The organism is Aerosakkonema funiforme FACHB-1375, from assembly GCF_014696265.1.
Taxonomy (GTDB): domain Bacteria; phylum Cyanobacteriota; class Cyanobacteriia; order Cyanobacteriales; family Aerosakkonemataceae; genus Aerosakkonema; species Aerosakkonema funiforme_A.
In genome coordinates this window covers 1-25,647 of the sequence record NZ_JACJPW010000046.1, presented here as the reverse complement: position 1 = coordinate 25,647, position 25,647 = coordinate 1, and the positions used below count along the sequence as shown (strand labels likewise).

The window sequence follows — 25,647 nt, the reverse complement described above, 5'->3', positions numbered from 1 at the left end:
TACTTTCCTATTGAGGCGGATTTTGAGCAACGCGATAACTATATAATGTCGCTCCGCCATCAATTTTCAAAACGGTTCCAGTCGTGAATTTGGAAAAATAATCTGAGGCTAAATAAACAGCCGCTCTACCAATATAACAAGGAGCGATCGAACATTTATGTAATAGGTTATATTCATGATGTAAAGGGTTTTCGCGATCGTCTGTTGCCACCCAACCGGGAGCAATTCCATTTACTCTGATTCCATAGTGAGCAAACTCTACCGCTAATTCTTTAATAATCATGCCTAATGCTGCTTTTGAAGAACTATAACTAGGCCAACGGACAAGTATTTCTTGGTGTATAGAAGTCAGAAAAATAATAGAACCCTGAATAGAATTACTCACCATCATTTTGGAGATAAATTTGGTAAGGTACATCGGCCCAAATATGTTGGTTTGAAAGGTTTTTTGCCATTCTCCCAAATCTAAGTTATTTATCCCGATCGTTTCAAATTGAATGCCTACATTATTGACAAGAATATCGATTACGATTTTATTTTCGTCCAAAATGCTATATAAGCGATCGATATCTTCAGGCTTTGATATGTCTGAAACAAAGCCTCTTACCTTAACTGGATAAGTATTTAATTCTGTTTCTAAATTTAAACATTCTTCTCCAACAATATCGGTAAAAAAAATATTTGCGCCTTGTTTGGCCATTTCAATAGCGATACTTCTGCCGATATTTCTTGCTGCTCCAGTAATCAGGACATTTTTCCCGGCTAAAAGCTGATTATCTAAAACTACAGCAGGATCTACTGTTTTGACCAAAACTTTTGGTTTGAGAGTAGGCATCGGATTGAGGAAGGCTTTAGATGCAGCTTTGAAACGAGTTTTAATATTGTTTAGCCGAGTTTTGAAATTCATATCCGTGAATCATAACCTATTTGAATATCCTAACCTTTAGCACGGCGGCGATCTAGTGATGCTTTCAAAATCTGAACGTATTCAGTTTGGTATTCGCGTTGTTTAATTCCCTTATTGGTTTCGTGCAGTCGCCGTTTGGCTACTAAGTTGGGTAACATCATCGTCTGGAGTCCTAGTTCTGTAACACGAATCTGCCAACTAGCAAATTCGGCTAATCTCCACTGAGTTTCAAATAAGCCAACCTGAAAAAGAGAATCCCGTTTGATCAGCAATGCTGAAGGAATATGTCCCGGTACTAATTTAGGAGAATCCTCTAGTTTGGCTTTCAGATTTTCCCCCAAGTCTGGACTAATAAACTGTTGAACCTGCCCGTATACGACATCAAGATTGGGGTTATTTGTAAATGCTGCCATTTGGTTAGTTAATTTATCCTCTATCCAAAGGTCATCTGCGTCGAGAAAGGCAAAAAAATCGCCTTTGGCTAATTCTATGCCTCGATTGCGAGCCGCCGCCGTACCGCTATTGGCTTGAAAACAGTATTGCACTGTAGTACCAAAGCGCTTTGCTACTTCTGCACTGCCATCTGTCGAACCATCATCTATTACAATAATTTCTAGTGGCTGATAGGTTTGTGCTAGCACGCTTTCGATCGCTTCTGCTAGATACTTTTCGCAGTTATAAACTGGAATAATGACGCTGACTAAAAAAGAATTGCTCATCCCGATTCTTTCTCTAATTTCAGATTGGATTTATGCCTGTTTATGATTAACTAATGTCTTAATTTTCGGAAATTTGCGAACGTCGTTGGCGATTGATAGATTGCTTAAGTAACTGTAATAATTCTTGATTGTTTTTCTCAGCATTAGATGAAAGATTTTCGGTATGGACTCTTTTATAAAGAAGAACTTCAGGGATGACAATCATAGGTATATTTTCATCTTTGACTCTTGCAAACCAATCTACATCGCTAGCAATAACGAGGTCGGTATTAAATTTGCCAATGGAATTTAATAGAGATTTACGTACTATTAAAGTTCCGGGAATAGGGCCAACAATATCCTTATCTAAGAGTTCTTTTTTGAAACCTATAGGAATAGGACATCCTGGTTCTAAAATAAACCTAAATTTGCCGATCGCATACTGAATTAACGGGTGATTGACCAGGTAATCAACCTGAAGGCTTAATTTATTAGGCGTCCATAAATCGTCGGAATCGAGAAAAGCAATTAATTCTCCTTTCGCCGCCTCGATTCCAAGGTTCCAAGCATCAGCAAGCCCTTTACCAGTTTGACGGATATAGCGAACTCGATCGTAAGATTTAGCAATTTTTTCGGTATTATCTGTAGATTGGCCGTCTACAACCAGAATTTCGTATTCTTTATAAGTTTGGGATAGAATACTTTCGATCGCTTCTCCTAATCGACGTTCTCCATTTTTAACCGCAATAATTACACTTACCAAAAGTGAATTTTCTATCATGTTATTCTCTCTATCTAATTGTTACACTATTTTGGGTATTTCAGGAGAAGTACCGAGATATTCACTAATTGGCACTTCTAATAAAGAATTAATTTGAAGATCACCTCGCTTTCGACACCGATCTAAATGTTTCTTGAAAATTCTTACAAACCCAAGCTCGACTAAATTTTTACCACCTGTCATGTTATCTTCGTGCTTGCGATAAAACAGGCTGACTCGCTCCAATACAATTTTTGAAATGCCATTCTCCCACGCTCGAATAAACCAATCTACATCTTCAGCGTACTTAAGTGTTTCGTCAAAAAAGCCTATTTTCTCAAAAACTGTTTTTCGATAAATTGCGCTGCCTATATTAATATAACTGTAAGGTTTATAAGTAGGTTCAAAGATAGCTCGATCGCCTTCTTCCGATCGCGATATTTTCATCTGTTGGATTAATCCCTGCACGATCCCTACTGAGGGATTATTTGCTAAGTAATTAGCTTGCAGTTTGAGTTTATCATCCGACCAAAGATCGTCAACATCTAAGAAAGCTATTACATCACCATTGGCTATTCTTATCCCATGATTGCGAGCCGCTGCTGGGCCGCTATTTGGCTGGGAAACATAGCGGATACTATCCTTAAATGCCGCCGCAACTTCAGGAGTTCGATCGGTCGAACCATCGTCGATGACAATTATTTCTAATGGTTGATAATCCTGATTTTTGACATTTTTGATGGCTTCCGCCAGATATTTTTCTCCGTTGTAAACCGGGATAATCGCGCTAACAAATAATGAGTTATCTTCCATCGGTTATCATTTGGTAATGAGGTTGAAAATAACTTGAGGAATTTGTGCTAAATCAGTGCCGAGTTCTAGATAATAACAAGGAACTTGTTGCAATACTTGCATCATAATTTGGCAAGCTTCTTTTCCAGAACCTGGTAATTGAATCATCGTACTGGGTACTAATGAAGCTAAAGCAGCAGCAGCAGAGGTAGCTGTTAAGGATGTATCTGTTTTGCCAGTAATGCGCGGAACTAAAACAGCACAAATGGGAAAATTGGTCAATATTTTTTCGGGAAAATGGTCGTTGATGAAATAAAGTGCTTTTTCCTCTGAAAGGCGATCGCGATTAGTAATAGCCTTAGCCAAAAATGGTAATCTATCCACATCGTCGGCATTTTTTTTGCCAGTGTTGTAGATGCTAAAAACTGTCGGTGTCGGTTCGCAGGCGATCAAACTGTAATCGTCACTTGCATAAAAAAGCTCGGAATTTAAGCAAGTTAACGCAGTAGTTGATTTACCAGATCCTCCTTTTCCAACTAACAAAACGCCGCCACTTGGCAGTCCAACTGCGCCAGCATGAACCAGCTGAATTCCCCGCTTATTCATCCAGACGTTAAAAATTGTCCGCAGCGGTGAACCCGTTTCCCAATAAGGAATCTGTTCGGTGGTTTCCACCCAATAAATTCCCAAGTTGCGATCGCTATCCAACATACTTAACGCAAATGCACCCCATTGGAAACTGGTGTGAATGCGATCGCTATTGAAACCGTAAATCTCTCCACGCTTGGGATGATGTTGATTTCTCTGCCAAGGTGGAGGCGGCATTATCGTATTTGTCGAGGTACTATCCCACAAACAAACTGTAAGTGACGGGTCTGAAAAAGGTTCTGTTTCTAAGTGTGCTAAAGCAGGAGTCATGTACGGAATTAAGGCATCACCAGCAAAACGCAACCGAATCTTAAACCCGCCGATATTATAAAAACGGTTAACAGCGCCTCCCGAAGCAGATTCCGCTTTTTCGTATAATTCGTAGACCCGATCGAAAAAAGCCACCGGGTCTTGTTGTTCTGTTTTGTTTTCCTTTTCGGAATTTCCCAACTCGTTTGTAACCATTATTTTGCAATTGCTTTTAATCTAACTTAAAGATCCTGTTTGGCATTCGGCCAACCCATTTCGTCAACTTCATGGATGGGATCTAAAGCTAGCAATTCTTCCATATCCGTGTATTTCTGTAAGGTTGGAATTTCAAAGCTAAGCTTTTCTGTATTTGCTTTCGTTTCGCTTTGGTTGTTTGTTGTATTTAAGGGAATCGATTCATCTGTTTTTTCAATAATAATCAGTTCTTCTAACTCTAATTTCTCAATCAAGTCATCGATCGCGGTTTCAATATTTTCGCGACTGGCGTCGTAGCGCTGCACCATATTTTCCATAATATCTACTCTGGAAATACCTTTTGTTAACCCTTCCCAAATCTCGGCCCCCGCTTTTACCAAACTGTAATAATCGCCCCGTTCTAGGTTGACAATTACCACTTCCCCATCAATCATTTCATGTACTACTTTAGGAGAATTGATTCTAAAATTTTCAGACGTTTTGATCATTTTTTCTCCGTTTTTTTGGGTTGAAAAAGTCTAACGAATAAATTCGCGACTATCGAAACGAAGTCCGCCTGCGCGGACTTGTGTTTTGCCAAGGCAGTGTCGTTTGATGTCGCCGCGATTTTTTTCCATTCGCAGGGGATTTTTGACCGTATGAGGATAGTCCCATTTGTTTTTGCTAGATTAACATAATATTTTTGACAAATGCGAAGATTTAACCTAATCTTAATATTATTTTAATAACGCAAATTGCTAGTTATTAATTTTGAGGTATTTTTCAGGTTGTAGGGTGCGTCATACCCCTGAATTTTGGAGATAATTACTAATTTTATCGCTCGGACGCACACTACTGAATGTAACTAGCAACTTGAGTTAATATTTGCCAAAGGGTTTCGTCTCCAGCTAAAGTTCAGGCAGAGCGATCGTCATAGCCAAAAATTCACAAAGCTCGCGATCGCTTAATCGCACCGCCAAATCTTAATAGTCTTGTTACCGCTGCCACTAACTAGAGTTTGTCCATCTGGGTTGAAAGCGATAGATGTAACCGAGTATGTATGACCTGTGAAAGTGCAAATTTCCCGCCCCGTACTTAGCTGCCAAATCTTAATAGTTTTGTCCCAACTGCCACTGACTATTCTCTGTCCGTCTGGGCTGAAAGTGACAAAACGAACTGCCTCAGTATGACCCGTGAGGGTGCGAATTTTCTGTCCCGTACTCAAATCCCACAGCTTGATAGTTTTGTCATAGCTGCCACTAGCTATTGTCTGCCCATCCGGACTTATAGCAACGGAACGAACAGGGGCGCTATGACTGATAAGCGTGTGCAATTCTTGCCCGGTACTTAACTGCCAAATCTTGATTGTTTCATCTTTACTACCACTGACTAAAGTCTGCCCATCCGCACTGAAGGCGAGCGAATAAACAGAGCCATTATGACCTGAGAAAGTGAAAATTTCCTGTCCCGTACACATCTGCCAAAACTTGATAGTTTTGTCACGACTGCCACTAGCGATTATCTGTCCATTTGGGCTTATTGCGATAGAAATAACCCAGTTTCTGTGACCCGCAAACGTGGCCACTTCCTCGCCCTTACTCACTTGCCAAAGCTTGATAGTTTTGTCGTGGCTACCGCTAACTAGCATCTGCCCATCGGGGCTAAAGGCGAGGGAACGAACGTAGTTGGTATGACCCGCAAGTGTGCGAATTTTTTCTCCTGTATTCAGTTGCCACAGATTGATATTTCCATCTTTGTTGCCACAACTGGCAAGAGTTTGTCCATCAGGATCGATCGCGATCGAATTAACCTGATGGGTATGACCTTTGAGAGTTTGAACGCACTTAAAAAATAGATAAGGATTGGATTGTCGTATCGCTTCACGCGCTTTTGGTTCTGTTCGTTGCTGTAATAGCAATAAGGCGTTATACTGTATCGGTTCTGACTCATCTTTCAACGCATCAATCACCAATTCCAAACCCGGTTCGCCATAATCCAAAGCCTCTTTTAGGGCGGCAATTCTTGACTCAACAGATGGACTGGCTAGGCGCTGCTTGACTCCCTGAAGTCCACCCAACACCGCACCAGTCAACGGCGGTGAATTAGTACCGAGTACGGCATCGCAATCTCTGGGACAATTGAAATTTTTTGTCATCATTAAATCTTCTCACAAGGATTGCTAATCGCACCGCCAAATATTGATAGTGCCGTCAAAATTGGCAGCAGCGAGAGTTTGCCCATCAGGACTGAAGGTAATATAACTAACAGCGTCCGATCGCTCTGTGATGTTAGATATTTCCCTGCCCGTACTTAATTGCCAAAGTTTGATAGTTTTGTCGCGACTGCTACTAGCTAAAATCTGTCCATCCGGGCTAATTGCAACGCACCCAACTAAGTCTGTATGTTCGCTGAGAGTATAAATTTCTTTGCCGCTATAGAGATCCCAAACTTTGATGGTTTTGTCATAACTGGCGCTGGCAAGAAATTGTCCATCTGGACTAAAGGCGATGAAACGCACCCAATTAGAATGTCCTGCAAAGGTGCGACTCCATCTGCCACTATTTATCTGCCACAAATGGATGTTGTTATCCAAACCGCCGCTGGCGAGAGTTTGTCCGTCTGGACTGATGGCAATGCAACGCACCCAGAATAAGTGACGGGTGAGGGTGTGGATGGCTTCGCTGCTGCCACAATCCCAAATTTTGAGAGTTTTGTCGCCGCTGCCGCTGGCGATTGTACGTCCGTCTGGACTGAAAGCGATCGCATAAATTGGGCCGGAATGTCCTTCCAGGGTGCGGATGATTTTGCCGCTGGGTATCTGCCAAACTTTGAGCGTTTTATCTCCGCTACCGCTGACGAGTGTCTTGCCATCCGGACTGAAGGCGACCGACCACACCCAGTTAGAATGCCCCCAAAGGGTGCGAATTTGCTTGCCTGTTTGCAAATCCCAAAGTTTGATGGTTTTGTCGCGACTGCCGCTGGCAAGGGTTTTGCTATCGGGACTGAAGGCAACCGACCACACCCAGTTAGAATGACCGATGAGGGTGCGATCGCATCTCCAGTTCTTGACAAGTGTAGAAGATTGGATATAAGTAATTGGCGATCGGGAATTTGCGATCGGTAATTGCTGATTGGGAATTGGCGATGGAGTATTAACGTTTCCGTAGAGATTTCCCAGAGGAATGCTATTACTCCAATTTTTGATTGCTGTCGGTTGAGGATTTAACTCTTCCAGTATTTCTTGCGCGGAACGATAGCGCCGGCTGGTTGCTCTTTCCAACATTTTGTCCAGCACTTTACCCAGATTTCGATCCTGCAACGGACTGTGCAAATAATCTCGCCACACCCAAGCATCTTCGCTGATACTGAATAAATCGAATGGGTGCATTTGGGTGAGCAGATGAATGCAGGTAACTCCTAAACTGTACAGGTCGCTGCCAAATTCTGCTCTACCCATCATCTGTTCTGGAGCGGAATATTCAGCGGTGCCAATCTTTGTGCCAGTTCTGGGAAAAGCAGCTGCACTCACAAATTTAGCAGCTCCAAAATCAACTAAAACTAACTCATCTGTTTTTGTACCCCCTGGAGGAGATCCGCCTTGGGGGGATCTGCGAATGATGTTTTCTGGTTTGATGTCGCGGTGAATGATGTTGTGAGAGTGGATAAAATCAAGTACTGGCAACAAATTGTTCAACAAGTCGCGAATTTGAGTTTCGCTGAATGCGCCTTCTGTTTCCAGCGCCTGAGCTAGGTTTTGCCCGTCTATAAACTCTTGGACTAAATATTGGCGCTTATCTACTTCAAAGTGGGCGAAAAGTTCGGGAATTTGAGGATGTTTGCCCAAATCGTCCAGCCGCACGGCTTCTTGTTCAAATAGTTCTACAGCTATCTCGGCTCCAGCACCTTGGTAGAAAAATTGCTTGATTACACAGCGCGGTTTGGATGGTTTATACTCATCCACAGCTAAGAAGGTTCTGCCAAATCCACCTTCGCCGATGAGCTTGATGGCACGGTAGCGATCGCTCAACAGCAATTTGGAACCGCAATTTTGACAAAATTTTGTCCCCTGTGGGTTGCTGGTTGGTTTCTGGCAATCGGGATTTAGGCAGTAGGCCATATATAAAGATAAAATTAGCGGGATCGGTCTATCAACAATTTTCCCCAAAATTTACTGAAGGCATGGGGCAATTGGGTGTGGTTAGCAGCAGATCCCTATATGCAATATGGGTTTTAAGGATTGCCGATCGTCCTTCACCAGTTCCATTTCCGCGTCAGCTTAGGCGAATTTGTTACTGCCACGATCGGTTTGCAAGCGATCGCCAGAGCTCGTCCGCTCACATCATTTGTGTAAAATCTCACAACAAGACTGCCCTTTACCCAGCTATATCTGTTTTTATGCTACTTTGTGGCGAATAGGGTCATCGATTATTGTCCTATTTGATACACAAAAAGTACGATGTCCAGACTATAATTAGATCGGGAATGGCATCCCTTCAGACTTTGCCAGCACCGATTGTAAAGTTTTATTAAAAATTTATAGGGGTGAGGGGTAAGACCCCTCAGTATAGGTTATATTAAAAATGTAGATGCACCCTGATGATCGACGCCCGCAAGTTTTGGGCGTTTTTTTATTTGGGGGGTAGGACATACACCCCCTCACCCCCTTCCCCGCAGGCCCATGCCTCATGCCCCATTCCCAATTCCCTTAATATTTGACTTTTGACTTTTAGATCGCCCGTGCCTAACCCACCCTACGATTAGATAAATTTTTTTATGGATCGCAAAAATGGGTGAGCTGCTGGTCTTACAGACAATAGTGATGGTGGGCTACGGCAAGGTTTGCGAACAGTTGGTTTTTTGGCAGACGCGATCGCCCATGCTTAACCCACCCTACTTGCTGTTAAGTTTTGAGAGAGTCAGAATTTCCGCCGCTATCGAGTTTCCAAAGGCAGCTAGAAACGAGATTCGTGACGATGTGAGCGACGATCGGCACTAACAGATTGCCTGTCCCAAGGGCACTGTATCCCAGTATCAGCCCTATGGCAGTAGCCCAAATGGCATAAGGCCACTGTTGTATACCGCTGAGGTGCAACACACCAAAGCAGATACTGCTGACTAACAATGCGGGGATATTCAAGCCCAATGCAGGCAGCATTACGCCTCGAAATAATAATTCTTCGCTCAATCCCGGCAGTAATGCCAACCAGATCAGATCTGGCCACAATAAGGGTTTTAACACCAATGCCAGATACACATCTGCGCTTTTGCGATAGGCCGGCCAAAGGCGATAAACCAGGGAACTAGCGGCGGTAATTCCCAGACCGATGCCAATTCCTATAGGTAATGCAAGCCTCGTCCATTGGACTTTTAAAAGGGAGACTGCACCAAATTGCAGCCATAGCTTGGCAACCACCAACAATAAGATTGCGGTCACGCCCATCGCAACTAGAAGTTGCGGGCGTGTAAGAGGTTCAAATTCCGGATCGTTAGGTAAAGGATCTGTCACCAGTTCTTTAAGACGCTACGTATGGGAGAGAGGTCTGGGCTGAGGGCTGACGGATTAATACCTGCTCTATGGGCCACCAATACCCCCACAGCCTCTAAATACGAGTGTACTCGTAATGCTTCGATCCCTAACGATTCTGGAGGCACTTGCATTTGAGTTTGATTTTCCTCGACGCAGATAATTTTCGCTGGCAGTTGGCTGAAACTCAGGATGGCACTACCACCGCAGGCAGTTGCAGGGATGACGATCGCATCTACTCGATCGGCCCAGATACTTTCAGGGGGGAGTGGGGGAGCGGGGAAAGCATTATGTACATTTTCTTCTGTTCTCCTGTTCTCCCGCTCTTCTCTTCTCCCACTCTTCTTTTCTCCCGCTCTCCCGCTCTCCCGCTCTCCCGCTCTTTTCTGATGCCTAGCGAAGGAATTTGCTGTGACGAACTGAGGGGCGCGACTTAAGCCGACGAGGACGCAGGGTAGGAAGGTGTAGCCCAATTCTTCGGCGGCTGAGCGGGGCGATAAGTGCGGGTCGAGGGAAGGTGCGGAAAAGGCGGGGGCGTGGGCGCAGGGGATTTGAAATGTGCGGACGATCGAGTGGCTGATGACGGCTTCGGCACCGGCGACGGGATCGACGCCTTTGCCTTGGCGATAGTTTGCGAGGGCTTGGCTGTCGATGTCTTCGGGGAAACGGGCTACGACGGCGATCGCTTCTGCTTTAGCTTTCGTTATCAATACTTCAGCTGCTCTCAATAAGCTATCGAGATTTTGGATTGTGCCCCAAGATGCACCAGAATCCGATGTTCGCAATTCCACTCCCAATGGGGCATCTGTGACTATGCAGTCGGTGAGGTTCAGTCCCAGTGTGGCTCTGGCGGCGTCGGCTGCTTGCAGGTGGCGCAATTGCAAGTCGGGTTCGATCGCTCGGTCGAGGATTAAACCGATGCGGTTTTGATGCACTGGGCGCAATCCCCAGCATCCAGCGGCAAATTTGTCAAGCCCGTAACCTTCAACGTATAAGGCATTGGGTAGGGGCCAGTATAAACTAGCGCCGTTGAGAACGTTGGGATGGGTGATGAGACAATCGCAACAGGAGGCGATCGCTCTGGCTACAGGTAAAGCATCTCCTGCGTAACCGCCGATCGCCGCCCCAATGCCAGTCGGCACAATTAATACAACTGTGTACGGACGTGCAAGCAATTTCGGATTTCAGATTTTAGATTTTGGATTCATCGGTTGCTGCTGTTACGACAGCTTCTACAGTGGCTTTTTGTCGGTCAACATCGACACCAGTAACAGCCCAGCGCAGAGGTTCGCCCCGTTTTTCCAATTCTGCTTCAATTTCCTGATGCAGCTTGGCGGGGGACTCTTGGAGGTCAATTTCGGCGGTAATAAAATGTGTTGTCATGGGTTTGATTATTTTTGATATTGTCCGAATTGTAGGTGATATACTTCGTCTTCTTTCTCGCTGACAATTTTTAAATCCGAGCGCGGATAAGCTACGCAGAGCAACACATAGCCTTTTGCCTTCAGTTCCGGACTGACGCCCATTCCATCGCTTTGATCCACTTCTCCTGCTAAAATTTGCCCTGCACAGGTGGTACAAACTCCCGCATTACAGGAATTCGGCAAGTCTATGCCGGCGGCTTGGGCGGCGTTGAGAATCTTTACATCTTCCGGTACTTGCAGGGTGTAGGTTTTACCTTGGTGCTGAATTTCGACGGTGTGAGTCTTGGACATTTTGAAATTTTACATTTTGGCAGTCTAAATGGGTATTGTACTTTGACTTGCTCTTTTTAGCACCTTTCATAAGCAGGATGAAGATGGTCATCTATCATGTTCAATGCTGTGTGTAAGCATGGATGGGAAAACGACTTGGCGAATGGCGTAGAGTTGACATATCTTTTGAGCAATTCGATATAAGATAAACCGAGTTCCAAGGTTAGGGTTGCTGCCGTTGATGCTGCGATCGCACCACCTAAAACTATACCATAATTAAATTATATCTATACTCGACTGTAGTGACATTTTATGAAACTCCATAATTGAATGGAAATCACCAAAAACTACGATGGCAATTGACCTAAATATCTTTGCAACAATTCATGCACAAAACGATATCGCCCACTCACTTTTTGCACAAACAATCTTTCTGTCGCCAATCCTAGAAAACGGGGATAATCTTTAGGAATATAACCATTTTTTGCCAATATCGTCCGTACAATTGCCTTTTTACTCATCAAAATACCTCCCAAGCTCAGCAAAACACCCATACGATATAAGCGCTTCTGTGCGGAAGTTTGTAACCAATGACGATCGATCTTTTCGAGCGTAAATTCTTGCTGATTTAATTCACTCATTCTTTTCGCCAACCAAGTTAACCAAGGACGCATTTGTTCGGGACGCGGTTGTTTACCTTGGCGATAAAATTGACTTTCCATATCCCGCGTTAGCATTCGCCGAATATAAGCATTTAATAAATATTCGCGGCGTTCGTCTTTAGCGGCGATTCGTCTCCAAGCATGAATTAAAATTTCCTCATATGCCAACGCCATCATATTCAAAAATAACGGATTTTTAGCCAATTCTAATAACGGCGGTTCAGTTTTGATATTTTCCCACAGTTCTCGACTTCTGGACTTCATCAAATATTCTTTGATCTGAGTTTCACTGAGATGTCGCAAATAAACTGCGCCATGCAAGCGCAACTTAGTATTGCAACTCTTATAATTTTCCATACGAGTACAAACTACCAAATGCTTGGGGGGATTTTCTCCTGCTAACAATTCATTTATCCGTTGCTGACATTGTTCTTGTTGCGTTAATTCCAGTTCATCCAATCCATCGAGTAGCGGCAGGATTTGTTGTTCTTTAATCCACCGTTTGCTAACCTTTACGGGCACACCATATCGCGAGTTTAGTTCAGCTATTAACCAATCTGCAATAGGTTGGTTATTTTGTTGCCAAGATAGCAGATTTAACAAAACTGGTATTGGTTTGCTGATGTCATTTTCCGCCGCAGTAATTAGTTCGTTGGCAAGTTCCAGCAGGGTGGTAGTTTTACCGGAACCCGCTGTCCCTAAAATCATTAACTTGCCACCAGTTTCCTCAAATACTTCCAGGATGCTTGTCTCTGGTGGTAGCTGGAAAGTAGGACGCCTGCCGATTTTGACATCGATATCCCAAAGTCGTGGCATTTGTTCGGGTTGGGTTTCTTTTAACAAGATAACTCGCACCGCATTGTGCAATGATTGTTCCAGCCGCGCTTTGACTTCGCTTTTCACGGCTTGAAGCAATTTATTGCGATTCCGAACACTGCCCTTAAAATAATTCATTGTGGGAAACAGTTGTCTAAAATATAGCTCGTCCCGTCTCAGGTTGGGTAGCCAAAAATCGCACCAGCAGCAGTTGTACTCAAATACGGGTCAGAATTAGTTTTCCTTCCGATCAAAATTCTACTACCGTGAGCGATCGCATTATTGGCGGCGAACATGAATATTTGCTGAGATTAGCTAAGGGTCAGACGATGACTCTTACCAGTAATCAAGGCCCTCTTCCGACTATTATTGCTCCTAATGGTAGAATTTTAGCAGGAGATCCTTATACTGATAGCGATAGAACGCTCAGCCATAACTTTTGGGATATTTTGAGTGAGTTTAAAGATGGAGCCATAAAACCTCAGATTACTCCTATTAAATAATTACACTCATTCCTGGAAGGTACGTAGTTGCGCTTTAGCGCTAAAGCGCAACTACGTACCTAAAAACTCATCAAATACTCAACCGTTGATAAACTTCATCCAAATGTTTGAGATGATGTTGCGGATCGAAACAAGCTTGTATCTCTGCTGGCGATAATACTTGCATTACTCGCTCATCTTTGCTAATTAAAGCTTGAAAATCACCTTCTGGTTGATTCCAAGCTTGATGAGCGCAAGATTGCACGATCGCATAAGCATCTTCTCGGCGCAAACCTTTCTCTACCAAGGTTAGCATCACTCTTTGGCTGAAAACTACGCCGCCATAAACTTTCATGTTCCGCGCCATGTTTTCGGGATAAACTAAGAGGTTTTTCACCAAATCGGTGATTTCTACTAACATGAAATGTGCGACAGTGCAGGAGTCGGGTAATATCATTCGTTCGACGGAACTGTGGGAAATATCCCGTTCGTGCCAAAGTGCGACATTTTCCAAAGCTGCTACTACATTACCGCGCAAAACTCTTGCCATTCCCGTCAATCTTTCCGATCGAATTGGGTTGCGTTTGTGCGGCATTGCAGAAGAACCTTTTTGACCTTTAGAGAAGAATTCTTCTACTTCGAGAACATCTGTGCGTTGCAAGTTGCGAATTTCGACTGCAAAGCGTTCGATCGATGCACCTAATAGTGCTAATACTTGCACGAATTCGGCATGACGATCGCGCGAGATTACCTGAGTCGATGCCGTATCCGGTTCCAGTCCGAGTTTGTGACAGGCGATCGCTTCTACTCGCGGTTCCACATTAGCATAAGTTCCCACCGCACCGGAGATTTTCCCAACTGCAACGCTGCGGCGAAGATTGACTAAGCGATCGCGGTTGCGGTGCATTTCTGCCAACCAACCGGCTAATTTAAACCCAAAAGTAATCGGTTCCGCGTGAATTCCGTGCGATCTGCCGATTTGCACTGTGTTGCGATGTTGCTGCGCTTGGTAGCGAATCGCTTGAATTAAATCTTCCACCCGTTCCAACAATACATCGACGCTGGCTACCATTTGCAGAGCCAAAGCGGTATCCAGCACGTCGGAACTGGTTAAACCCAAGTGAATGTAGCGTCCGGCATCACCTACATATTCGTTGACATTTGTCAAGAAGGCGATGACATCGTGGCGGACTTCCGCTTCAATTTCTTGCACCCGGTTGAGGTCAAAGTTAGCTTTTGCTTTGATTTCCTCAACAGCCTCAGCCGGGATATAGCCAAGTTCAGCTTGCGCCTCGCAAACTGCAATTTCTACTGCTAGCCACGTCTTCAGTTTATAGGTTTCTGTCCACAGGTTGCCCATTTCCGGCAACGTATAACGATCGATCACAGTCCGGCACAGAGTACGACTGTCATATTTTACCCCTATCTGGTACGAGTGCGATCGAATAACTGTAGGCGATCGCAACTCTACCAAAATCATCTTATTTTTATTACCACATCGATCGGAAATCTTCAATGAAGACGTTCTCTAAATGACAGGCCATAATATTAATAAGTTAAGTAGGCTTTTCTCAAAGTAGGAGAGTGGATTATGAAAAACCTGGCAAAGTGGGTAAAAACTTTAACATTATTTTCTTTGTTGTCGCTATCTTTAAGCAGCGTCAAGCCTACCTCTGCTGCACAAACGAACCCTAAGTTAACCGAGAACCGCAATGAATATCTACTCGCTCAGCGTTGCACAGACCGCTTTATGATGGTGATGACTCCAGATGGAGACCCCATCAATGTGCGCGATCGCAGCAACATTAATGGCAAAGTTATCAGCACTATACCTAATAGATCTGTCGTGCTGCGTAAGCGTTTCGATAGTTCGGGAAATTGGGTTAATATTATTACAGACAGAGGACGAGGATATGAAGGTTGGGTATGGGCAAATTACCTAACTTGCGGCGCTGATTGATAACTAACAATTTTATCCGCGACCCGTTTTTCCAAATTTCTGGCTAATTGCAAGTAGGGTGGGTATTGCCCACCCTATTTTCGTTTGTAACTTAAATATCAGAGAGCTTTTCGCTCTTTAGATAGATGAACTAGCTAAGAAGCGATTGAAAATTTCAGACTTTAAGCCAGATAGAATTAATTACTAATTGTATCTCATGGAATAGGATATTTACTGAACCCAGAAAATATATTGGAAATAACAGACTTTCCTCAAAGAGGTTGACGTGAGAAAAAACCATAACAGGAAAAAATTGTTAACAACGATCGCAATTGTTTCCCTTTCTGCGATTGGTTTTAAAACTATCTCGGCAGCTTTGGCGTCGCCGGAAAAAACAAGCGCAACGGCAATTCAAAACAGCGATGAATATATAGTTACTAAGACTTGTAATGAGTTTTGGGTGTTAACTAAATATGGCGATCGACTGAATATGAGAAATGAGCCTGAAGGTAGAGCGATCGCTAGCATAGATTTTGCATCAATAGTTTCGGTTCAGCGTTATTCTGATGATGGAGAATGGGCTTTAGTTAGTGTTGAAAGTAAACAAAAAAATGGTCTGAAAGGTTGGGTATCGACAGAATATCTGACTTGCTATGAGTAAATAGTTTTGGCTTGCCAATCGAGGACAATATTCTTAATGATGAAGAAGCTGAAGAGTTACAGCTTCCGATCGCAGACGAGTTTGGGAAAATTGACCCTCATGGCTGGTTAATAGATACATTTCATTTAATGCGATTATTGCGTTTAATGCGAATTTGTGTTATACTCTAATAACTTAAGCTATTTTAACTATTATGCTGAAGCAAAAATTGTCGTTAGAGTCAGTTATTCAGCCAGAAGAAGCAGATGCGATCGCCAAATTATCACAAATCCTCAGTTTGGAAACTTCACAAATAAAATTAGTCGGAAGCAACGGAGAAGAAGTTATAATTCCTGAGTCTGTTAGCAGTGTTTTACGCGATATCGTTAAGAAGATTGCATCAGGTCAGGCAATATATTTGATTCCCCATAATCACGAATTGACTACACAGGAAGCAGCTGATATTTTGGATGTCTCAAAATCTTTTTTAAATAAGTTATTGGATGAGGAAGAAATTCCTTATATCAAGGTGGGAAAACAGCGGCGAATTCGTTTTCAAGATTTGATGAAATATAAGGAAGAATGGGATGAAAAACGCAGTAAATTTATGGATGAGGCAATCAAAATAACCGACGAAATATATGGTAAAGACTAAAACCGTACCGTCGAGAGGCTTATCGATGATTTAAAGATTACATTCAAATAGGGTATCAGTTTCTTTTGGATGCGTTAGTAACGTCCTAATTTAGGTTTCTTCTATTTTTTGATAGGGTTTGTATTTTCACGATAGCTAAACAAAAATACAGCGCGTTTCAGGTGAGTGAGGTACACAGATACCCGACTTCTCCAAGAAGTCGGGTATCTCGACCCATAGCCTGTACGATCGACCACTGCAAGCTGTTGTATGTTATGATTTAACAAGATATACCCGATCGATTTCAATTGACGAAAACCAAATGGAATCCAATATGATACAGGCTCAAACTATAGAAGCAATTTATGAAGATGGTGTTCTGCGTCCCCTGCAAACTTTAGAAGGTTTAGCAGAACACTCCAGAGTGAAAATTACGATTAATAGCGAACAAAGTTTGCCGCATCCGCTATTGCAGTTTGCTGGTATTCTTAGCGATGAAGAAGCTGAAGATTTACAGCGTATGATTGCAGACGAGTTTGGGAAAATTGACCCTCATGGCTGGTGAAACTGCATTAGACACTTCTATGGCAATTCGTTATCTTAACAGCAACTCAGATGTGGTGGTGAAAGTGACTGCGTTACCGATAGTTGTTTTACCATTAACTGTAGTGGGGGAATTGATATTTGGAGCAGAAAATTCGGCACGTTCCCTCACAAATATCACTCGTTATTTACAGTTTATTGATACTTGTATTGTTTTGCCGATGGGACGACAAACAGCCGCCTTATACTCACAAACTCGTCTTTCATTAAGGCGCAGAGGAAGACCAATTCCTGAAAATGATATTTGGATTGCGGCGCAATGTCTTGAAAATGGATGGAAATTAGCTACAAATGACGAGCATTTTAATTATGTGGATGGACTTGTAGTTGAGAGATGGTAAAGCTTTACTTGCCAAGTATCGATGGCTGACCTAATAACATTCCCAGCTATTTCACAGATACGTTTATTAAATTTAAATTAGTTCTGAAAAAAATATGAATGCAAAACAACTGTTGGAAAAGGTTCAATTTGTGGTAGATGCAGAGTGAAATAAATCTGCCGTTCAACTGAGTGTGGAAGTTTGGGAAGAATTATTGACTATTTTGGAAGATTTAGAAGATGCAGAGGAAATTCGCCTTGCGCGGGAGAACAAGGAAAAACCGGATGAAAACCGCAGTAAAGCTCTAGATGAACTAATTCAAATGAGCCAAGAAGCAGGATTCTATGAATAGTAGTAATTCAATCCCTACAATAACTAAAATTGCCTGTTATTTTAGACTCTTGCGTTTTATTTCCTATGTACTTGCGTGAAATTATACTCTAGCATGAGTTTTTCTAGGTGCATGAGAGCCACTTCAACTTCTGGCTTATTGCTTTCGCTAAACGTTCCCGTTACAGCTAGAGAGTTTTTTTCTGCTACGAGGGTAATGGTGCAGTTGTCGCGCAAAAGTTTTTCCAAGTGAGTGAGGGCGACCTCTATCTCCGCTTGTTTATCTTGAGTGAAAGTGCCTGTGATCATAAAGCTTAGTAGACGATTTTCTAGAGGTTGTGTAGATAAGGGGTCTGGAGGTTGGGCTTATCAAATCAGTTTTAACCTATTCTCCCAACTTTTTACCACTTTTGGCTGATTTCTGGAGGTAAGGAAAGCGATCGAAGGTTATTTTAAACTTAGGAACCATCCGTCTTTGTTTACTGTGAATTACCAATTTCCTGCATTTGACCAATTAACCAACTGTATAACTGACTTCTCCCACTTTCACGACCCCGCCGCAAAGCTTCTTCTAATAAACTAAATGGTAAATTTGGTAAAACTTGAGATTGTGTTATTTGTCTACTTCCACCATCTGCAATAGCAAAAGCAATCAACAAAGCTCTCACTACATTTACAACCCAATATTCTCTCACTCCCAATTGTTCGTATAACATTCGCTTTCCACCAATATCATCTGATAGCGAAGTCTTAGCAATTTCGATTACTAAATCTGGGGGCGGGTAAATATTTAGATCGACAATAGTTGTATTCGGTGGAATAATTTCGGCATTTTCCCCAATGTAAAAGGCTAAATCTGGTTGAGCTTCTGCTTGATTACTTAGTCTAAAAGTGCAATTAGTGACTGCACTCATAGCAATGCCTGTGATGCCACCAAATAATTGCACGCAGTAGCCAATCAGGGAGTTATCATAAGAATGGTCGTAGCCTTGGGGTGTCATTTCAATTCGCAGTTGTCCTTTGTAGTAATAACTTTTGGCATTTTCTAGAGCGCGATCGCTAATCGCTTCGATGTACTCATCCCAAGTCGCCGTTACCCATTCATCTGTTGGTAGTTTTGTTTTTACTTTGGGCATAAGTTACTTTACATACAAATCTATTTTTCTAAAATTTTAGCACAAAATTATTTACGCTCCTAATTCAGCTTTTACCCGTTCCCAAGAAACAGTGCCATTTTCTTTGACATCTAACAAACCTTCCAAACCATCGATAGTATCTACAAGGTCTTCTAATTCTTCTGAATCTATCACTACCAATTCGCCATAACCTATTTTTTCTAAAAGCTCAGATACTGATATACCTAGCTTTTTAGCAACAGATTGCACTTCATTCCAGGCTTCATCTGTGATAGTTATTACATGACGATTTTTGAAGGTAGTACTAATTTTTTGACTCATCGCTAATTACCGATAAAAAAATTACTGCATTCTATCTATTGTACGATATTGAATTGCCTCGGCAACGTGCTGGGGTTTCAAGTTCTCATCGCCTGCTAAATCGGCAATTGTTCTGGCTACTTTGAGGATGCGATCGCTCGCCCTCGCCGATAATCCCAATTTCCTGATTGCTGCTTCTAATAAATTGCGCGAAGCATCATCTAACTGACACCATTGTTGTAAGTGACGACTTTGCATTTCCGCATTGCAACGCAAAGAAGGTTCTGATTGGAAACGAAAGCGCGATCGCTCTCTCGCTGCTTGCACTCTTTGCCGCACAGATGCCGATTCCTCTCCCTTTGGTTGTTGCGTGATTTCTTCTGGCTTCAAACGATTAACTGCCACTTGCAAATCAATTCTATCCATCAAAGGGCCGGAAAGTTTTGCCCAGTATTGTTCTCTTTTCGCAGGGGTACAGGTGCAAGGTTGAATCGGATCGCCAAAATAACCGCAAGGACATGGATTTGTACTCGCAACTAAGGTAAACTGAGCGGGGAACATCACAGATTGTTTGGTGCGAGAAATGGTAACGTAACCATCTTCTAAAGGTTGTCGCAAAAATTCCAAAACATCTCGTTTAAATTCTGTTAATTCATCGAGAAAAAGTACACCCCGATGTGCTAAAGAAATTTCACCGGGTCGCGGAAAACTACCGCCGCCAACAAGAGAGGGGCCAGAGGCAGAATGATGAGGACTGCGAAAAGGTCGATCGCTCACTAAAGTTCCTCTATCTTTTAGCAATCCAGCCACAGAATGAATTTGAGTTACTTCCAGCGCTTCTTCAAATGCCAGCGGTGGTAAAATACTTGGTAATCTTCGCGCTAACATCGTTTTACCGCTTCCCGGTGGGCCGACAAAAATTAAATTATGTCCGCCCGCAGCAGCAATTTCCAAAGCGCGACGGGCGTGTGCTTGACCTTTTACTTCCTTTAAATCTGGGCCGTTAAATAAAGATTTAGTTAATTCTTTCCTGCCATCAAATTGCACGGGTTGGTAACGTTCTGGCTGATTCAAAAAATCAGCTACATCTGCCAAATTATTAAAACCGTAAACTTCCAATCCCTGCACAACAGCAGCTTCCCGTGCATTGTCAGCAGGAACTACTAAACCGACAATACCTAACTTTTGGGCAGCTGCGGCAATGGGCAATACACCGGCAACCGATCGCAAGCTACCATCGAGGGAGACTTCTCCTAAAAATAGATAATCTCCCAAAAGCTGAGCGCTCACTTGTTCCGACGCCGCCAAAATACCTACGCTGATGGGCAGATCGAAGCTTGGCCCCTCTTTGCGTAAATCGGCTGGAGTGAGGTTAATTACAATTCTTCGCATCGGGAAGGCGTACCCAGTATTTTTCAGGGTCGCCTTCACTCTTTCTCTCGATTCTTGAACCGCTGCGTCTGGTAAACCTAAGACGACAATTCCCGGTAAACCGTTCGACACATCGACTTCCACGCCTACCTTCACGGCGTCGATACCGACAATAGATGCACTCCAAACTCTCGCAAGCACTTTAATTTTCCTAAAACTGCTAAAAACTATAGTGCCTTTTTATCCTTATCTTATTCAAATCTTCAGATCTAAGAGAAGATAAATTTCTGAATTGCCTCAAAATATTGCACTGCTCCCACTACCATGAGATCGTTGTGACCGGCACCGGGAATCAGTACTAGCCGTTTATCTGGTGCAGCACAAAAGCGATGCAGTACAATTCCCTGCGAAACAGGAATTAAATTATCTTCTTGACCGTGGATAATCAATGTGGGAATAGTGATATTCTTGATTTTGAGTGCGTTACCAACTCCGTCGTTATTTTCGTCCGCCTCTTCGTCTACTTCAACTCCCAAGCGTTTGAGAAGCGCCCAACCGTTAGCGATACCGCTTTCAATTATCGCCCCTGCCAGTCGTTTGCCAGCATAGTGCGCTATTTCAATCGCTGGCGCACTGCCAAGACTGCGCCCCATTACGTACAATCGCTGTGGATTCAGTCCGTATAAATCGAAGATACTGTCCACCGCATCGAATACTTTCACCGCATCTGTCAGGAGAGTGCTGGCTGTGGGCGTTCCATCGCTTGACCCATAACCTCGATAATCCATCACCAGCAGGGTAATGCCTAACTGGTTATATAAATTTGCAATTTCATAATACTCGGCGGCAATCTCCCCATTGCCGTGATAGTACAGGATTGCTGGCGCATCAGGAGCGGCTGGGTACAAGCGTCCCCTGACCCTTACTCCAGACTCAACTTTTACGGCGACGCTGTATACACCTTTGGGGATGATACCGTCATCGCGGCGGGGATGGAACAGTACTCGCAATACTTCGGGGCGATCGAAAACAGGATGTGTCATTGAGTTTGTCTCCTTAAAGTTCGCTGGTGGGGCGGTAATATTTTGTAGCCGCACGAGCGAGTTGATTACCGATCTGGGAAATAATATTCTGAGGAATTTTGAGAATTGCTGCTAGTAGCACGAACAACATGACTGAAACCAAGGACACCATCTTCGGTAAAATCATCCGCCGGGAGATTCGCGCGGACATTGTTTATGAAGACGATTTAGCGCTTGCTTTCAAAGACATTAATCCACAAGCGCCGGTTCATATCCTGGTGATTCCCAAAAAACCGATCGCCAAATTAGCCGATGCTGAGTCCCAAGACCACGCCCTTATGGGCCACCTGTTACTGACTGCCAAGCGGATTGCCGAACAAGCTGGACTCACCAACGGCTATCGGGTGGTGATTAACAATGGTGATGATGGCGGACAAACTGTATACCATCTCCATTTACATATTTTGGGGGGACGGCAGATGGAATGGCCTCCCGGCTGAGAGAGTGGGAGAGTGGGGGATTGGGGGATTGGGGGAGTGGGAGAATAAATCTTTTCCCTTTTCCCTCTCCCTCTTCCCTCTCCCTTTCCCCTAGCCCCTAGCCCCTAACCCCTAGCCCCTAACCCCTAACCCCTAGCCCCTAAACTATTGCTTTGAGATTCTGGGCGGCTTCTTCGAGTTTTTTAATGCCAATTTTGGTTTGTGTGATGCCGCTGGCAGTTTGTGCTGCACCTTGATTGAGGCTATTCATTGCTTCAACTACTTGCTCGATCGCGATCGCTTGTTGTTTGGCGGTGAGGGAAATTTGTTGAGAACTGACAACAATATTGTCGATCGCATTCAGGGAAGTTTGTTGCTTGCTCAAAATCACTTCGTCTATTCCTTTGGTCACGCTTGTAAAGGCTTCTGCTGTTTCTTGAGAAAGTTTGATTCCTTCTTCTGCTGTTTTTCTGCCTTCATTTGTCACTATTACTGTGGAATTAATTGCCGATTGAATACCAATAACTAAGGCGTTAATTTTCTGCGCTGATTGTTTGCTTTGATCGGCAAGTTTCCGGATTTCAGCGGCGACGACGCCAAATCCTTTGCCGTGTTCTCCCGCACGCACTGCTTCTACAGCGGCGTTAAGCGCGAGCATATGGGTTTGGGTAGCCAAGTCGGTAACTATATTAGTGATACCAGTAATTTGATTGGTCTGTTCTGTCAAGTGTAGGGTTTGCTGTGCGATCGCACCTACTTTTTCTTTGAGGGCAGACATTCCCTCTAGGGTTCGCTCTACTGTCTGAGTACCTTGCTGGGCTAGGTTTAAGACTTGACGTGCAGCTGTTGCTGATGATTCTGCCAAATTTAATACTTCACGGGCACTTTCGGCAGCTAATTGCGCTTGTTCTGCTGTAGATCTTGAGGATGCACCCAACTCGTTCATTGTCGCGGTGGTTTGATTGACAGAACTAGCCTGTTGAGTGGCGACTCGTTCCTGTTGCTCAACTGTGGAAGCAATTTCACTGGTGGAAACACTGATGGAGCTGACGATCAGGTTGATAGATTTGGTGGTGCGATCGGCAATTACAGCTGCGATCGCGCTTACCAGTATGGCAGTTGCTCCCGTTCCGATCAACAGCGTTACTAGCAGATCTCTCTGCGGTCTGAAGGCAATGGCTGTATCGTTATCAACCAGTACAATCCAGTTTAATTTTGGCATCCCTGCTAGTTCTGGGGTGGGAGCCGTAGCCAGTACTTTGTCGGTTTTGTCAGAGCGGGAAAAAACGACTTTAACATCTGCCTGTTTTTCTGCTTGCACTCGATCGAAAAGGGGATACTCTGATTCGATCTGTTGACCTGCCTCTTTTGGATCGTAAGTTACAAAGATTTTGCCAGAAGGGTCGATTACATGGGATTGCTCTTGAGAGCTACCGAGGGTTTTGATGCGTTCTCTCAGGTATTTGACGGGTAGACGCGATCGGGCTATGGCAATAATTTTACCTGTAATGACATTTTTTACCGGTGCCGCGATGTAAATCGCCCAGTCATTTGTAGACTGTGAAAATTCTGGAGCGCTGATAAAGGGACGTTGTGTTTTGAGGACTTGCTGAAAATATTCTCGATTGCTATGATTTCCGCTCGCTTCACCTCGCGATTTAACAATTAAGTTTCCCGACAGATCGAAGACGGCAATATTATCGTATACTCGGTAAGTATCCAGGTAGCGATTGAGCGTTTCTTCCTTTTGCTTTTGAGGAACTATGCTGCTGACGCGAGGATCGGCGAGAATGGCTAGGTTCCCGATCGCCTGAATGTCTCCGTAGCGCTCAAACATGAAACGGCTGATTTTGTCGGCTAGTTCTACTGCATAGGCTTGCTGCAATCGCATTACGTCTTCCGTAATCGAACGGTTGGCAAAGTAGTAAGCTATTGCGCCTATGCCCAGCACCGGCAATGTACCGAGGGCGATCGCAAAACCGATGGCTTTAGCTCGTAAAGATAGGTTGTTAAACATTATTGTTTAGAGATAGCAGTCAGCCCAAAGAGCTTGCGCCCTCGGTAATCGATTATACTCTCTTTTTTATAAGTGTAATTTAGGGAAGCGAGCAGTCTAAACGCTAAAATACTAAATTACAGACAAGAGACTCTAGTTAGCTTCATTAATAACCTCCACTGCACCTATAAAAAATTTTAAAATAATATGGTTAACCACCTCAGTTACATTTGCAAAAACTGCTGCTGTTTCTTGAAAAAGTTTTATTTCTTCCTCTGCTGTTTTGCTGTCTTCATGGGTGATATGCAGTGTGCAGTCGATCGCAGACTGGATAGCAGTAACCAAACCGTCGATATTTTCCGCCGATTTTTTAGATCGAATCTGGATCTTTCCGCCTGTACTAGGTAAGATTTTGAGATTATTTACACGCTTAGTTTGCCCTATGGCAACTTGCAGTAGAGGGGCGAAATCCTAGCTAGATAAGTGTTTATTATGTGCGATGCCTAATACCCAATCCGGCTCTGCTACCCCCTTTTTGAGTCTCAATGTTCTTCTCCAACTCTGCCACTCCCACACTTTTCCCAAGGATAACAGGGGTAATCGCAACCGATTTGGTATTTATAAGCTCAGCTTATAACACTGATAAAAGTAACCAATAAAAACAAACATCAAAAACCCTTTACAAAACTAAATATAGGGATTAATCTATAAACAGGTAGAGAAAACACTACCTCGAACCTCGAAAAATACATAGCAATCATCCAATCATGACCACCACCATTCAACAGCGCTCCAGCGCTAACGTCTGGGAACGGTTCTGCGAGTGGGTCACATCGACCGAAAACCGCCTCTACATCGGCTGGTTCGGCGTCCTGATGATCCCCACCCTCTTAACCGCTACTACCTGCTTCATCATCGCCTTCGTCGCGGCTCCTCCAGTAGACATTGATGGTATCCGCGAACCCGTAGCAGGCTCCCTGTTGTACGGCAACAACATCATCTCCGGTGCTGTTGTTCCTTCTTCTAACGCTATTGGTCTGCACTTCTACCCAATCTGGGAAGCAGCCAGCTTAGATGAGTGGCTCTACAACGGTGGCCCCTACCAGTTGGTGATTTTCCACTTCCTCATTGGCATCTTCTGCTACATGGGTCGTCAGTGGGAACTCAGCTACCGCTTGGGTATGCGTCCTTGGATCTGCGTAGCATACAGCGCTCCTGTATCTGCTGCAACCGCAGTATTCTTGATCTACCCCTTGGGTCAAGGTAGCTTCTCTGATGGTATGCCTCTGGGTATCTCTGGCACCTTCAACTTCATGATCGTGTTCCAAGCAGAGCATAACATTCTGATGCACCCCTTCCATATGCTGGGTGTAGCTGGTGTGTTCGGCGGTAGCTTGTTCTCCGCTATGCACGGTTCTTTGGTCACTTCTTCTTTGGTTCGCGAAACCAC

30 protein-coding genes and 1 pseudogene are annotated in these 25,647 nt (G+C 43.7%); 10 read left to right on the top strand and 21 right to left on the bottom strand.

What is annotated here, in order from left to right:
• Positions 1 to 7: 7 nt before the first annotated feature.
• The 13 genes from H6G03_RS18535 to H6G03_RS18470 form a co-directional block, all read right to left on the bottom strand.
• A complete protein-coding gene (locus H6G03_RS18535) occupies positions 8 to 907 on the bottom strand; it encodes an SDR family NAD(P)-dependent oxidoreductase (protein ID WP_190466411.1) in 900 nt (299 codons plus the stop codon).
• Positions 908 to 936: 29 nt separating this feature from the next.
• Positions 937 to 1,626 carry a glycosyltransferase family A protein gene (locus H6G03_RS18530; RefSeq protein ID WP_190466408.1) on the bottom strand — a complete coding sequence of 230 codons (690 nt, stop codon included), beginning with the start codon at positions 1,624 to 1,626 and terminating at the stop codon, positions 937 to 939.
• 58 nt (positions 1,627 to 1,684) lie between these two features.
• A complete protein-coding gene (locus H6G03_RS18525) occupies positions 1,685 to 2,386 on the bottom strand; it encodes a glycosyltransferase (protein ID WP_190466405.1) in 702 nt (233 codons plus the stop codon).
• Between the two features lie 21 nt (positions 2,387 to 2,407).
• Positions 2,408 to 3,178 carry a glycosyltransferase gene (locus tag H6G03_RS18520; protein WP_190466402.1) on the bottom strand — a complete coding sequence of 257 codons (771 nt, stop codon included), beginning with the start codon at positions 3,176 to 3,178 and terminating at the stop codon, positions 2,408 to 2,410.
• Positions 3,179 to 3,184: 6 nt separating this feature from the next.
• Positions 3,185 to 4,270 (bottom strand): serine kinase, encoded by a 1,086-nt coding sequence (locus tag H6G03_RS18515; RefSeq protein ID WP_190466400.1) that lies wholly within the window; start codon positions 4,268 to 4,270, stop codon positions 3,185 to 3,187.
• A gap of 26 nt (positions 4,271 to 4,296) precedes the next feature.
• Positions 4,297 to 4,758 (bottom strand): PqqD family protein, encoded by a 462-nt coding sequence (locus H6G03_RS18510; protein WP_199315364.1) that lies wholly within the window; start codon positions 4,756 to 4,758, stop codon positions 4,297 to 4,299.
• A gap of 455 nt (positions 4,759 to 5,213) precedes the next feature.
• Positions 5,214 to 6,407, bottom strand: coding sequence for a WD40 repeat domain-containing protein (locus H6G03_RS18505; protein WP_242057066.1), 1,194 nt, complete (start codon positions 6,405 to 6,407; stop codon positions 5,214 to 5,216).
• 21 nt (positions 6,408 to 6,428) lie between these two features.
• On the bottom strand, positions 6,429 to 8,366 hold the full coding sequence (locus tag H6G03_RS18500) for a serine/threonine-protein kinase (RefSeq protein ID WP_190466399.1): 1,938 nt from the start codon (positions 8,364 to 8,366) through the stop codon (positions 6,429 to 6,431).
• A gap of 783 nt (positions 8,367 to 9,149) precedes the next feature.
• Positions 9,150 to 9,755 carry a CPBP family intramembrane glutamic endopeptidase gene (locus tag H6G03_RS18495; protein ID WP_190466397.1) on the bottom strand — a complete coding sequence of 202 codons (606 nt, stop codon included), beginning with the start codon at positions 9,753 to 9,755 and terminating at the stop codon, positions 9,150 to 9,152.
• Positions 9,752 to 10,948 carry a DUF3326 domain-containing protein gene (locus tag H6G03_RS38130; protein WP_242057044.1) on the bottom strand — a complete coding sequence of 399 codons (1,197 nt, stop codon included), beginning with the start codon at positions 10,946 to 10,948 and terminating at the stop codon, positions 9,752 to 9,754. Before H6G03_RS38130 ends, H6G03_RS18495 begins: the two co-directional genes overlap by 4 nt.
• 16 nt (positions 10,949 to 10,964) lie before the next feature.
• Positions 10,965 to 11,156: a hypothetical protein gene (locus H6G03_RS18480; RefSeq protein WP_190466395.1), complete on the bottom strand. Its 192-nt coding sequence runs from the start codon at positions 11,154 to 11,156 to the stop codon at positions 10,965 to 10,967.
• A gap of 8 nt (positions 11,157 to 11,164) precedes the next feature.
• Positions 11,165 to 11,488 carry a 2Fe-2S iron-sulfur cluster-binding protein gene (locus H6G03_RS18475; protein ID WP_190466393.1) on the bottom strand — a complete coding sequence of 108 codons (324 nt, stop codon included), beginning with the start codon at positions 11,486 to 11,488 and terminating at the stop codon, positions 11,165 to 11,167.
• A 326-nt stretch (positions 11,489 to 11,814) separates the two neighbouring features.
• On the bottom strand, positions 11,815 to 13,083 hold the full coding sequence (locus tag H6G03_RS18470) for an NACHT domain-containing protein (protein ID WP_190466390.1): 1,269 nt from the start codon (positions 13,081 to 13,083) through the stop codon (positions 11,815 to 11,817).
• Positions 13,084 to 13,274: 191 nt separating this feature from the next.
• Here H6G03_RS18470 and H6G03_RS18465 point away from each other — a divergent pair, with 191 nt between their 5' ends.
• On the top strand, positions 13,275 to 13,448 hold the full coding sequence (locus tag H6G03_RS18465) for a hypothetical protein (RefSeq protein WP_190466388.1): 174 nt from the start codon (positions 13,275 to 13,277) through the stop codon (positions 13,446 to 13,448).
• Between the two features lie 70 nt (positions 13,449 to 13,518).
• On the opposite strand, the gene purB is transcribed toward H6G03_RS18465, so the two are convergent.
• Positions 13,519 to 14,814, bottom strand: coding sequence for an adenylosuccinate lyase (purB, locus tag H6G03_RS18460; protein WP_190466513.1), 1,296 nt, complete (start codon positions 14,812 to 14,814; stop codon positions 13,519 to 13,521).
• 204 nt (positions 14,815 to 15,018) lie between these two features.
• Here purB and H6G03_RS18455 point away from each other — a divergent pair, with 204 nt between their 5' ends.
• The 7 genes from H6G03_RS18455 to H6G03_RS18425 all read left to right on the top strand — a co-directional run bounded on the left by H6G03_RS18455 (position 15,019) and on the right by H6G03_RS18425 (position 17,915).
• A complete protein-coding gene (locus tag H6G03_RS18455) occupies positions 15,019 to 15,387 on the top strand; it encodes an SH3 domain-containing protein (protein WP_190466384.1) in 369 nt (122 codons plus the stop codon).
• A 292-nt stretch (positions 15,388 to 15,679) separates the two neighbouring features.
• The gene (locus tag H6G03_RS18450; protein ID WP_190466380.1) at positions 15,680 to 16,027 is read left to right on the top strand and encodes an SH3 domain-containing protein; all 348 of its coding nucleotides are present in this window, start codon (positions 15,680 to 15,682) and stop codon (positions 16,025 to 16,027) included.
• An 11-nt stretch (positions 16,028 to 16,038) separates the two neighbouring features.
• Positions 16,039 to 16,197, top strand: coding sequence for a hypothetical protein (locus H6G03_RS18445; protein WP_190466377.1), 159 nt, complete (start codon positions 16,039 to 16,041; stop codon positions 16,195 to 16,197).
• A gap of 23 nt (positions 16,198 to 16,220) precedes the next feature.
• On the top strand, positions 16,221 to 16,661 hold the full coding sequence (locus H6G03_RS18440; RefSeq protein WP_190466374.1) for a helix-turn-helix domain-containing protein: 441 nt from the start codon (positions 16,221 to 16,223) through the stop codon (positions 16,659 to 16,661).
• Between the two features lie 301 nt (positions 16,662 to 16,962).
• Positions 16,963 to 17,205: an antitoxin family protein gene (locus tag H6G03_RS18435; RefSeq protein ID WP_199315362.1), complete on the top strand. Its 243-nt coding sequence runs from the start codon at positions 16,963 to 16,965 to the stop codon at positions 17,203 to 17,205.
• Positions 17,195 to 17,584: a type II toxin-antitoxin system VapC family toxin gene (locus tag H6G03_RS18430; protein WP_190466371.1), complete on the top strand. Its 390-nt coding sequence runs from the start codon at positions 17,195 to 17,197 to the stop codon at positions 17,582 to 17,584. Before H6G03_RS18435 ends, H6G03_RS18430 begins: the two co-directional genes overlap by 11 nt.
• A gap of 172 nt (positions 17,585 to 17,756) precedes the next feature.
• Positions 17,757 to 17,915 (top strand): hypothetical protein, encoded by a 159-nt coding sequence (locus H6G03_RS18425; protein ID WP_190466369.1) that lies wholly within the window; start codon positions 17,757 to 17,759, stop codon positions 17,913 to 17,915.
• Positions 17,916 to 17,971: 56 nt separating this feature from the next.
• Here H6G03_RS18425 and H6G03_RS18420 read toward each other — a convergent pair whose 3' ends face one another.
• The 5 genes from H6G03_RS18420 to H6G03_RS18400 form a co-directional block, all read right to left on the bottom strand.
• Entirely contained in the window at positions 17,972 to 18,202 is a 231-nt protein-coding gene (locus H6G03_RS18420) for a hypothetical protein (RefSeq protein WP_190466365.1), read from the bottom strand.
• Positions 18,203 to 18,372: 170 nt separating this feature from the next.
• Positions 18,373 to 19,029, bottom strand: coding sequence for a Uma2 family endonuclease (locus H6G03_RS18415; RefSeq protein WP_190466361.1), 657 nt, complete (start codon positions 19,027 to 19,029; stop codon positions 18,373 to 18,375).
• Positions 19,030 to 19,080: 51 nt separating this feature from the next.
• On the bottom strand, positions 19,081 to 19,350 hold the full coding sequence (locus H6G03_RS18410) for a hypothetical protein (RefSeq protein ID WP_190466357.1): 270 nt from the start codon (positions 19,348 to 19,350) through the stop codon (positions 19,081 to 19,083).
• 21 nt (positions 19,351 to 19,371) lie between these two features.
• On the bottom strand, positions 19,372 to 20,901 hold the full coding sequence (locus H6G03_RS18405; RefSeq protein ID WP_190466354.1) for a YifB family Mg chelatase-like AAA ATPase: 1,530 nt from the start codon (positions 20,899 to 20,901) through the stop codon (positions 19,372 to 19,374).
• Between the two features lie 68 nt (positions 20,902 to 20,969).
• The gene (locus tag H6G03_RS18400; RefSeq protein WP_190466351.1) at positions 20,970 to 21,743 is read right to left on the bottom strand and encodes an alpha/beta hydrolase; all 774 of its coding nucleotides are present in this window, start codon (positions 21,741 to 21,743) and stop codon (positions 20,970 to 20,972) included.
• Positions 21,744 to 21,871: 128 nt separating this feature from the next.
• Here H6G03_RS18400 and H6G03_RS18395 point away from each other — a divergent pair, with 128 nt between their 5' ends.
• Complete coding sequence (locus tag H6G03_RS18395) at positions 21,872 to 22,222, top strand: histidine triad nucleotide-binding protein (protein WP_190466348.1); 351 nt, start codon at positions 21,872 to 21,874, stop codon at positions 22,220 to 22,222.
• Between the two features lie 139 nt (positions 22,223 to 22,361).
• Here H6G03_RS18395 and H6G03_RS18390 read toward each other — a convergent pair whose 3' ends face one another.
• Together H6G03_RS18390 and H6G03_RS18385 are read right to left on the bottom strand one after the other, a co-directional pair.
• Positions 22,362 to 24,218 (bottom strand): methyl-accepting chemotaxis protein, encoded by a 1,857-nt coding sequence (locus tag H6G03_RS18390; RefSeq protein WP_190466346.1) that lies wholly within the window; start codon positions 24,216 to 24,218, stop codon positions 22,362 to 22,364.
• Positions 24,219 to 24,350: 132 nt separating this feature from the next.
• A complete protein-coding gene (locus tag H6G03_RS18385) occupies positions 24,351 to 24,542 on the bottom strand; it encodes a hypothetical protein (RefSeq protein ID WP_190466345.1) in 192 nt (63 codons plus the stop codon).
• A gap of 422 nt (positions 24,543 to 24,964) precedes the next feature.
• Between H6G03_RS18385 and H6G03_RS18380 the strand changes: the two are divergent.
• Positions 24,965 to 25,647, top strand: a pseudogene (locus H6G03_RS18380) (photosystem II q(b) protein); the annotation flags it as partial.

Excerpts from the sequence above, each read along its gene's own strand:
- H6G03_RS18535 (WP_190466411.1), bottom strand. The coding sequence starts at position 907 with ATGAATTTCAAAACTCGGCTAAACAATATTAAAACTCGTTTCAAAGCT.
- H6G03_RS18530 (WP_190466408.1), bottom strand. The coding sequence starts at position 1,626 with ATGAGCAATTCTTTTTTAGTCAGCGTCATTATTCCAGTTTATAACTGC.
- H6G03_RS18525 (WP_190466405.1), bottom strand. The coding sequence starts at position 2,386 with ATGATAGAAAATTCACTTTTGGTAAGTGTAATTATTGCGGTTAAAAAT.
- H6G03_RS18520 (WP_190466402.1), bottom strand. The coding sequence starts at position 3,178 with ATGGAAGATAACTCATTATTTGTTAGCGCGATTATCCCGGTTTACAAC.
- H6G03_RS18515 (WP_190466400.1), bottom strand. The coding sequence starts at position 4,270 with ATGGTTACAAACGAGTTGGGAAATTCCGAAAAGGAAAACAAAACAGAA.
- H6G03_RS18510 (WP_199315364.1), bottom strand. The coding sequence starts at position 4,758 with ATGATCAAAACGTCTGAAAATTTTAGAATCAATTCTCCTAAAGTAGTA.
- H6G03_RS18505 (WP_242057066.1), bottom strand. The coding sequence starts at position 6,407 with ATGATGACAAAAAATTTCAATTGTCCCAGAGATTGCGATGCCGTACTC.
- H6G03_RS18500 (WP_190466399.1), bottom strand. The coding sequence starts at position 8,366 with ATGGCCTACTGCCTAAATCCCGATTGCCAGAAACCAACCAGCAACCCA.
- H6G03_RS18480 (WP_190466395.1), bottom strand. The coding sequence starts at position 11,156 with ATGACAACACATTTTATTACCGCCGAAATTGACCTCCAAGAGTCCCCC.
- H6G03_RS18475 (WP_190466393.1), bottom strand. The coding sequence starts at position 11,488 with ATGTCCAAGACTCACACCGTCGAAATTCAGCACCAAGGTAAAACCTAC.
- H6G03_RS18470 (WP_190466390.1), bottom strand. The coding sequence starts at position 13,083 with ATGAATTATTTTAAGGGCAGTGTTCGGAATCGCAATAAATTGCTTCAA.
- H6G03_RS18465 (WP_190466388.1), top strand. The coding sequence starts at position 13,275 with ATGACTCTTACCAGTAATCAAGGCCCTCTTCCGACTATTATTGCTCCT.
- H6G03_RS18455 (WP_190466384.1), top strand. The coding sequence starts at position 15,019 with ATGAAAAACCTGGCAAAGTGGGTAAAAACTTTAACATTATTTTCTTTG.
- H6G03_RS18440 (WP_190466374.1), top strand. The coding sequence starts at position 16,221 with ATGCTGAAGCAAAAATTGTCGTTAGAGTCAGTTATTCAGCCAGAAGAA.
- H6G03_RS18435 (WP_199315362.1), top strand. The coding sequence starts at position 16,963 with ATGGAATCCAATATGATACAGGCTCAAACTATAGAAGCAATTTATGAA.
- H6G03_RS18430 (WP_190466371.1), top strand. The coding sequence starts at position 17,195 with ATGGCTGGTGAAACTGCATTAGACACTTCTATGGCAATTCGTTATCTT.
- H6G03_RS18420 (WP_190466365.1), bottom strand. The coding sequence starts at position 18,202 with ATGATCACAGGCACTTTCACTCAAGATAAACAAGCGGAGATAGAGGTC.
- H6G03_RS18415 (WP_190466361.1), bottom strand. The coding sequence starts at position 19,029 with ATGCCCAAAGTAAAAACAAAACTACCAACAGATGAATGGGTAACGGCG.
- H6G03_RS18410 (WP_190466357.1), bottom strand. The coding sequence starts at position 19,350 with ATGAGTCAAAAAATTAGTACTACCTTCAAAAATCGTCATGTAATAACT.
- H6G03_RS18400 (WP_190466351.1), bottom strand. The coding sequence starts at position 21,743 with ATGACACATCCTGTTTTCGATCGCCCCGAAGTATTGCGAGTACTGTTC.
- H6G03_RS18395 (WP_190466348.1), top strand. The coding sequence starts at position 21,872 with ATGACTGAAACCAAGGACACCATCTTCGGTAAAATCATCCGCCGGGAG.
- H6G03_RS18390 (WP_190466346.1), bottom strand. The coding sequence starts at position 24,218 with ATGTTTAACAACCTATCTTTACGAGCTAAAGCCATCGGTTTTGCGATC.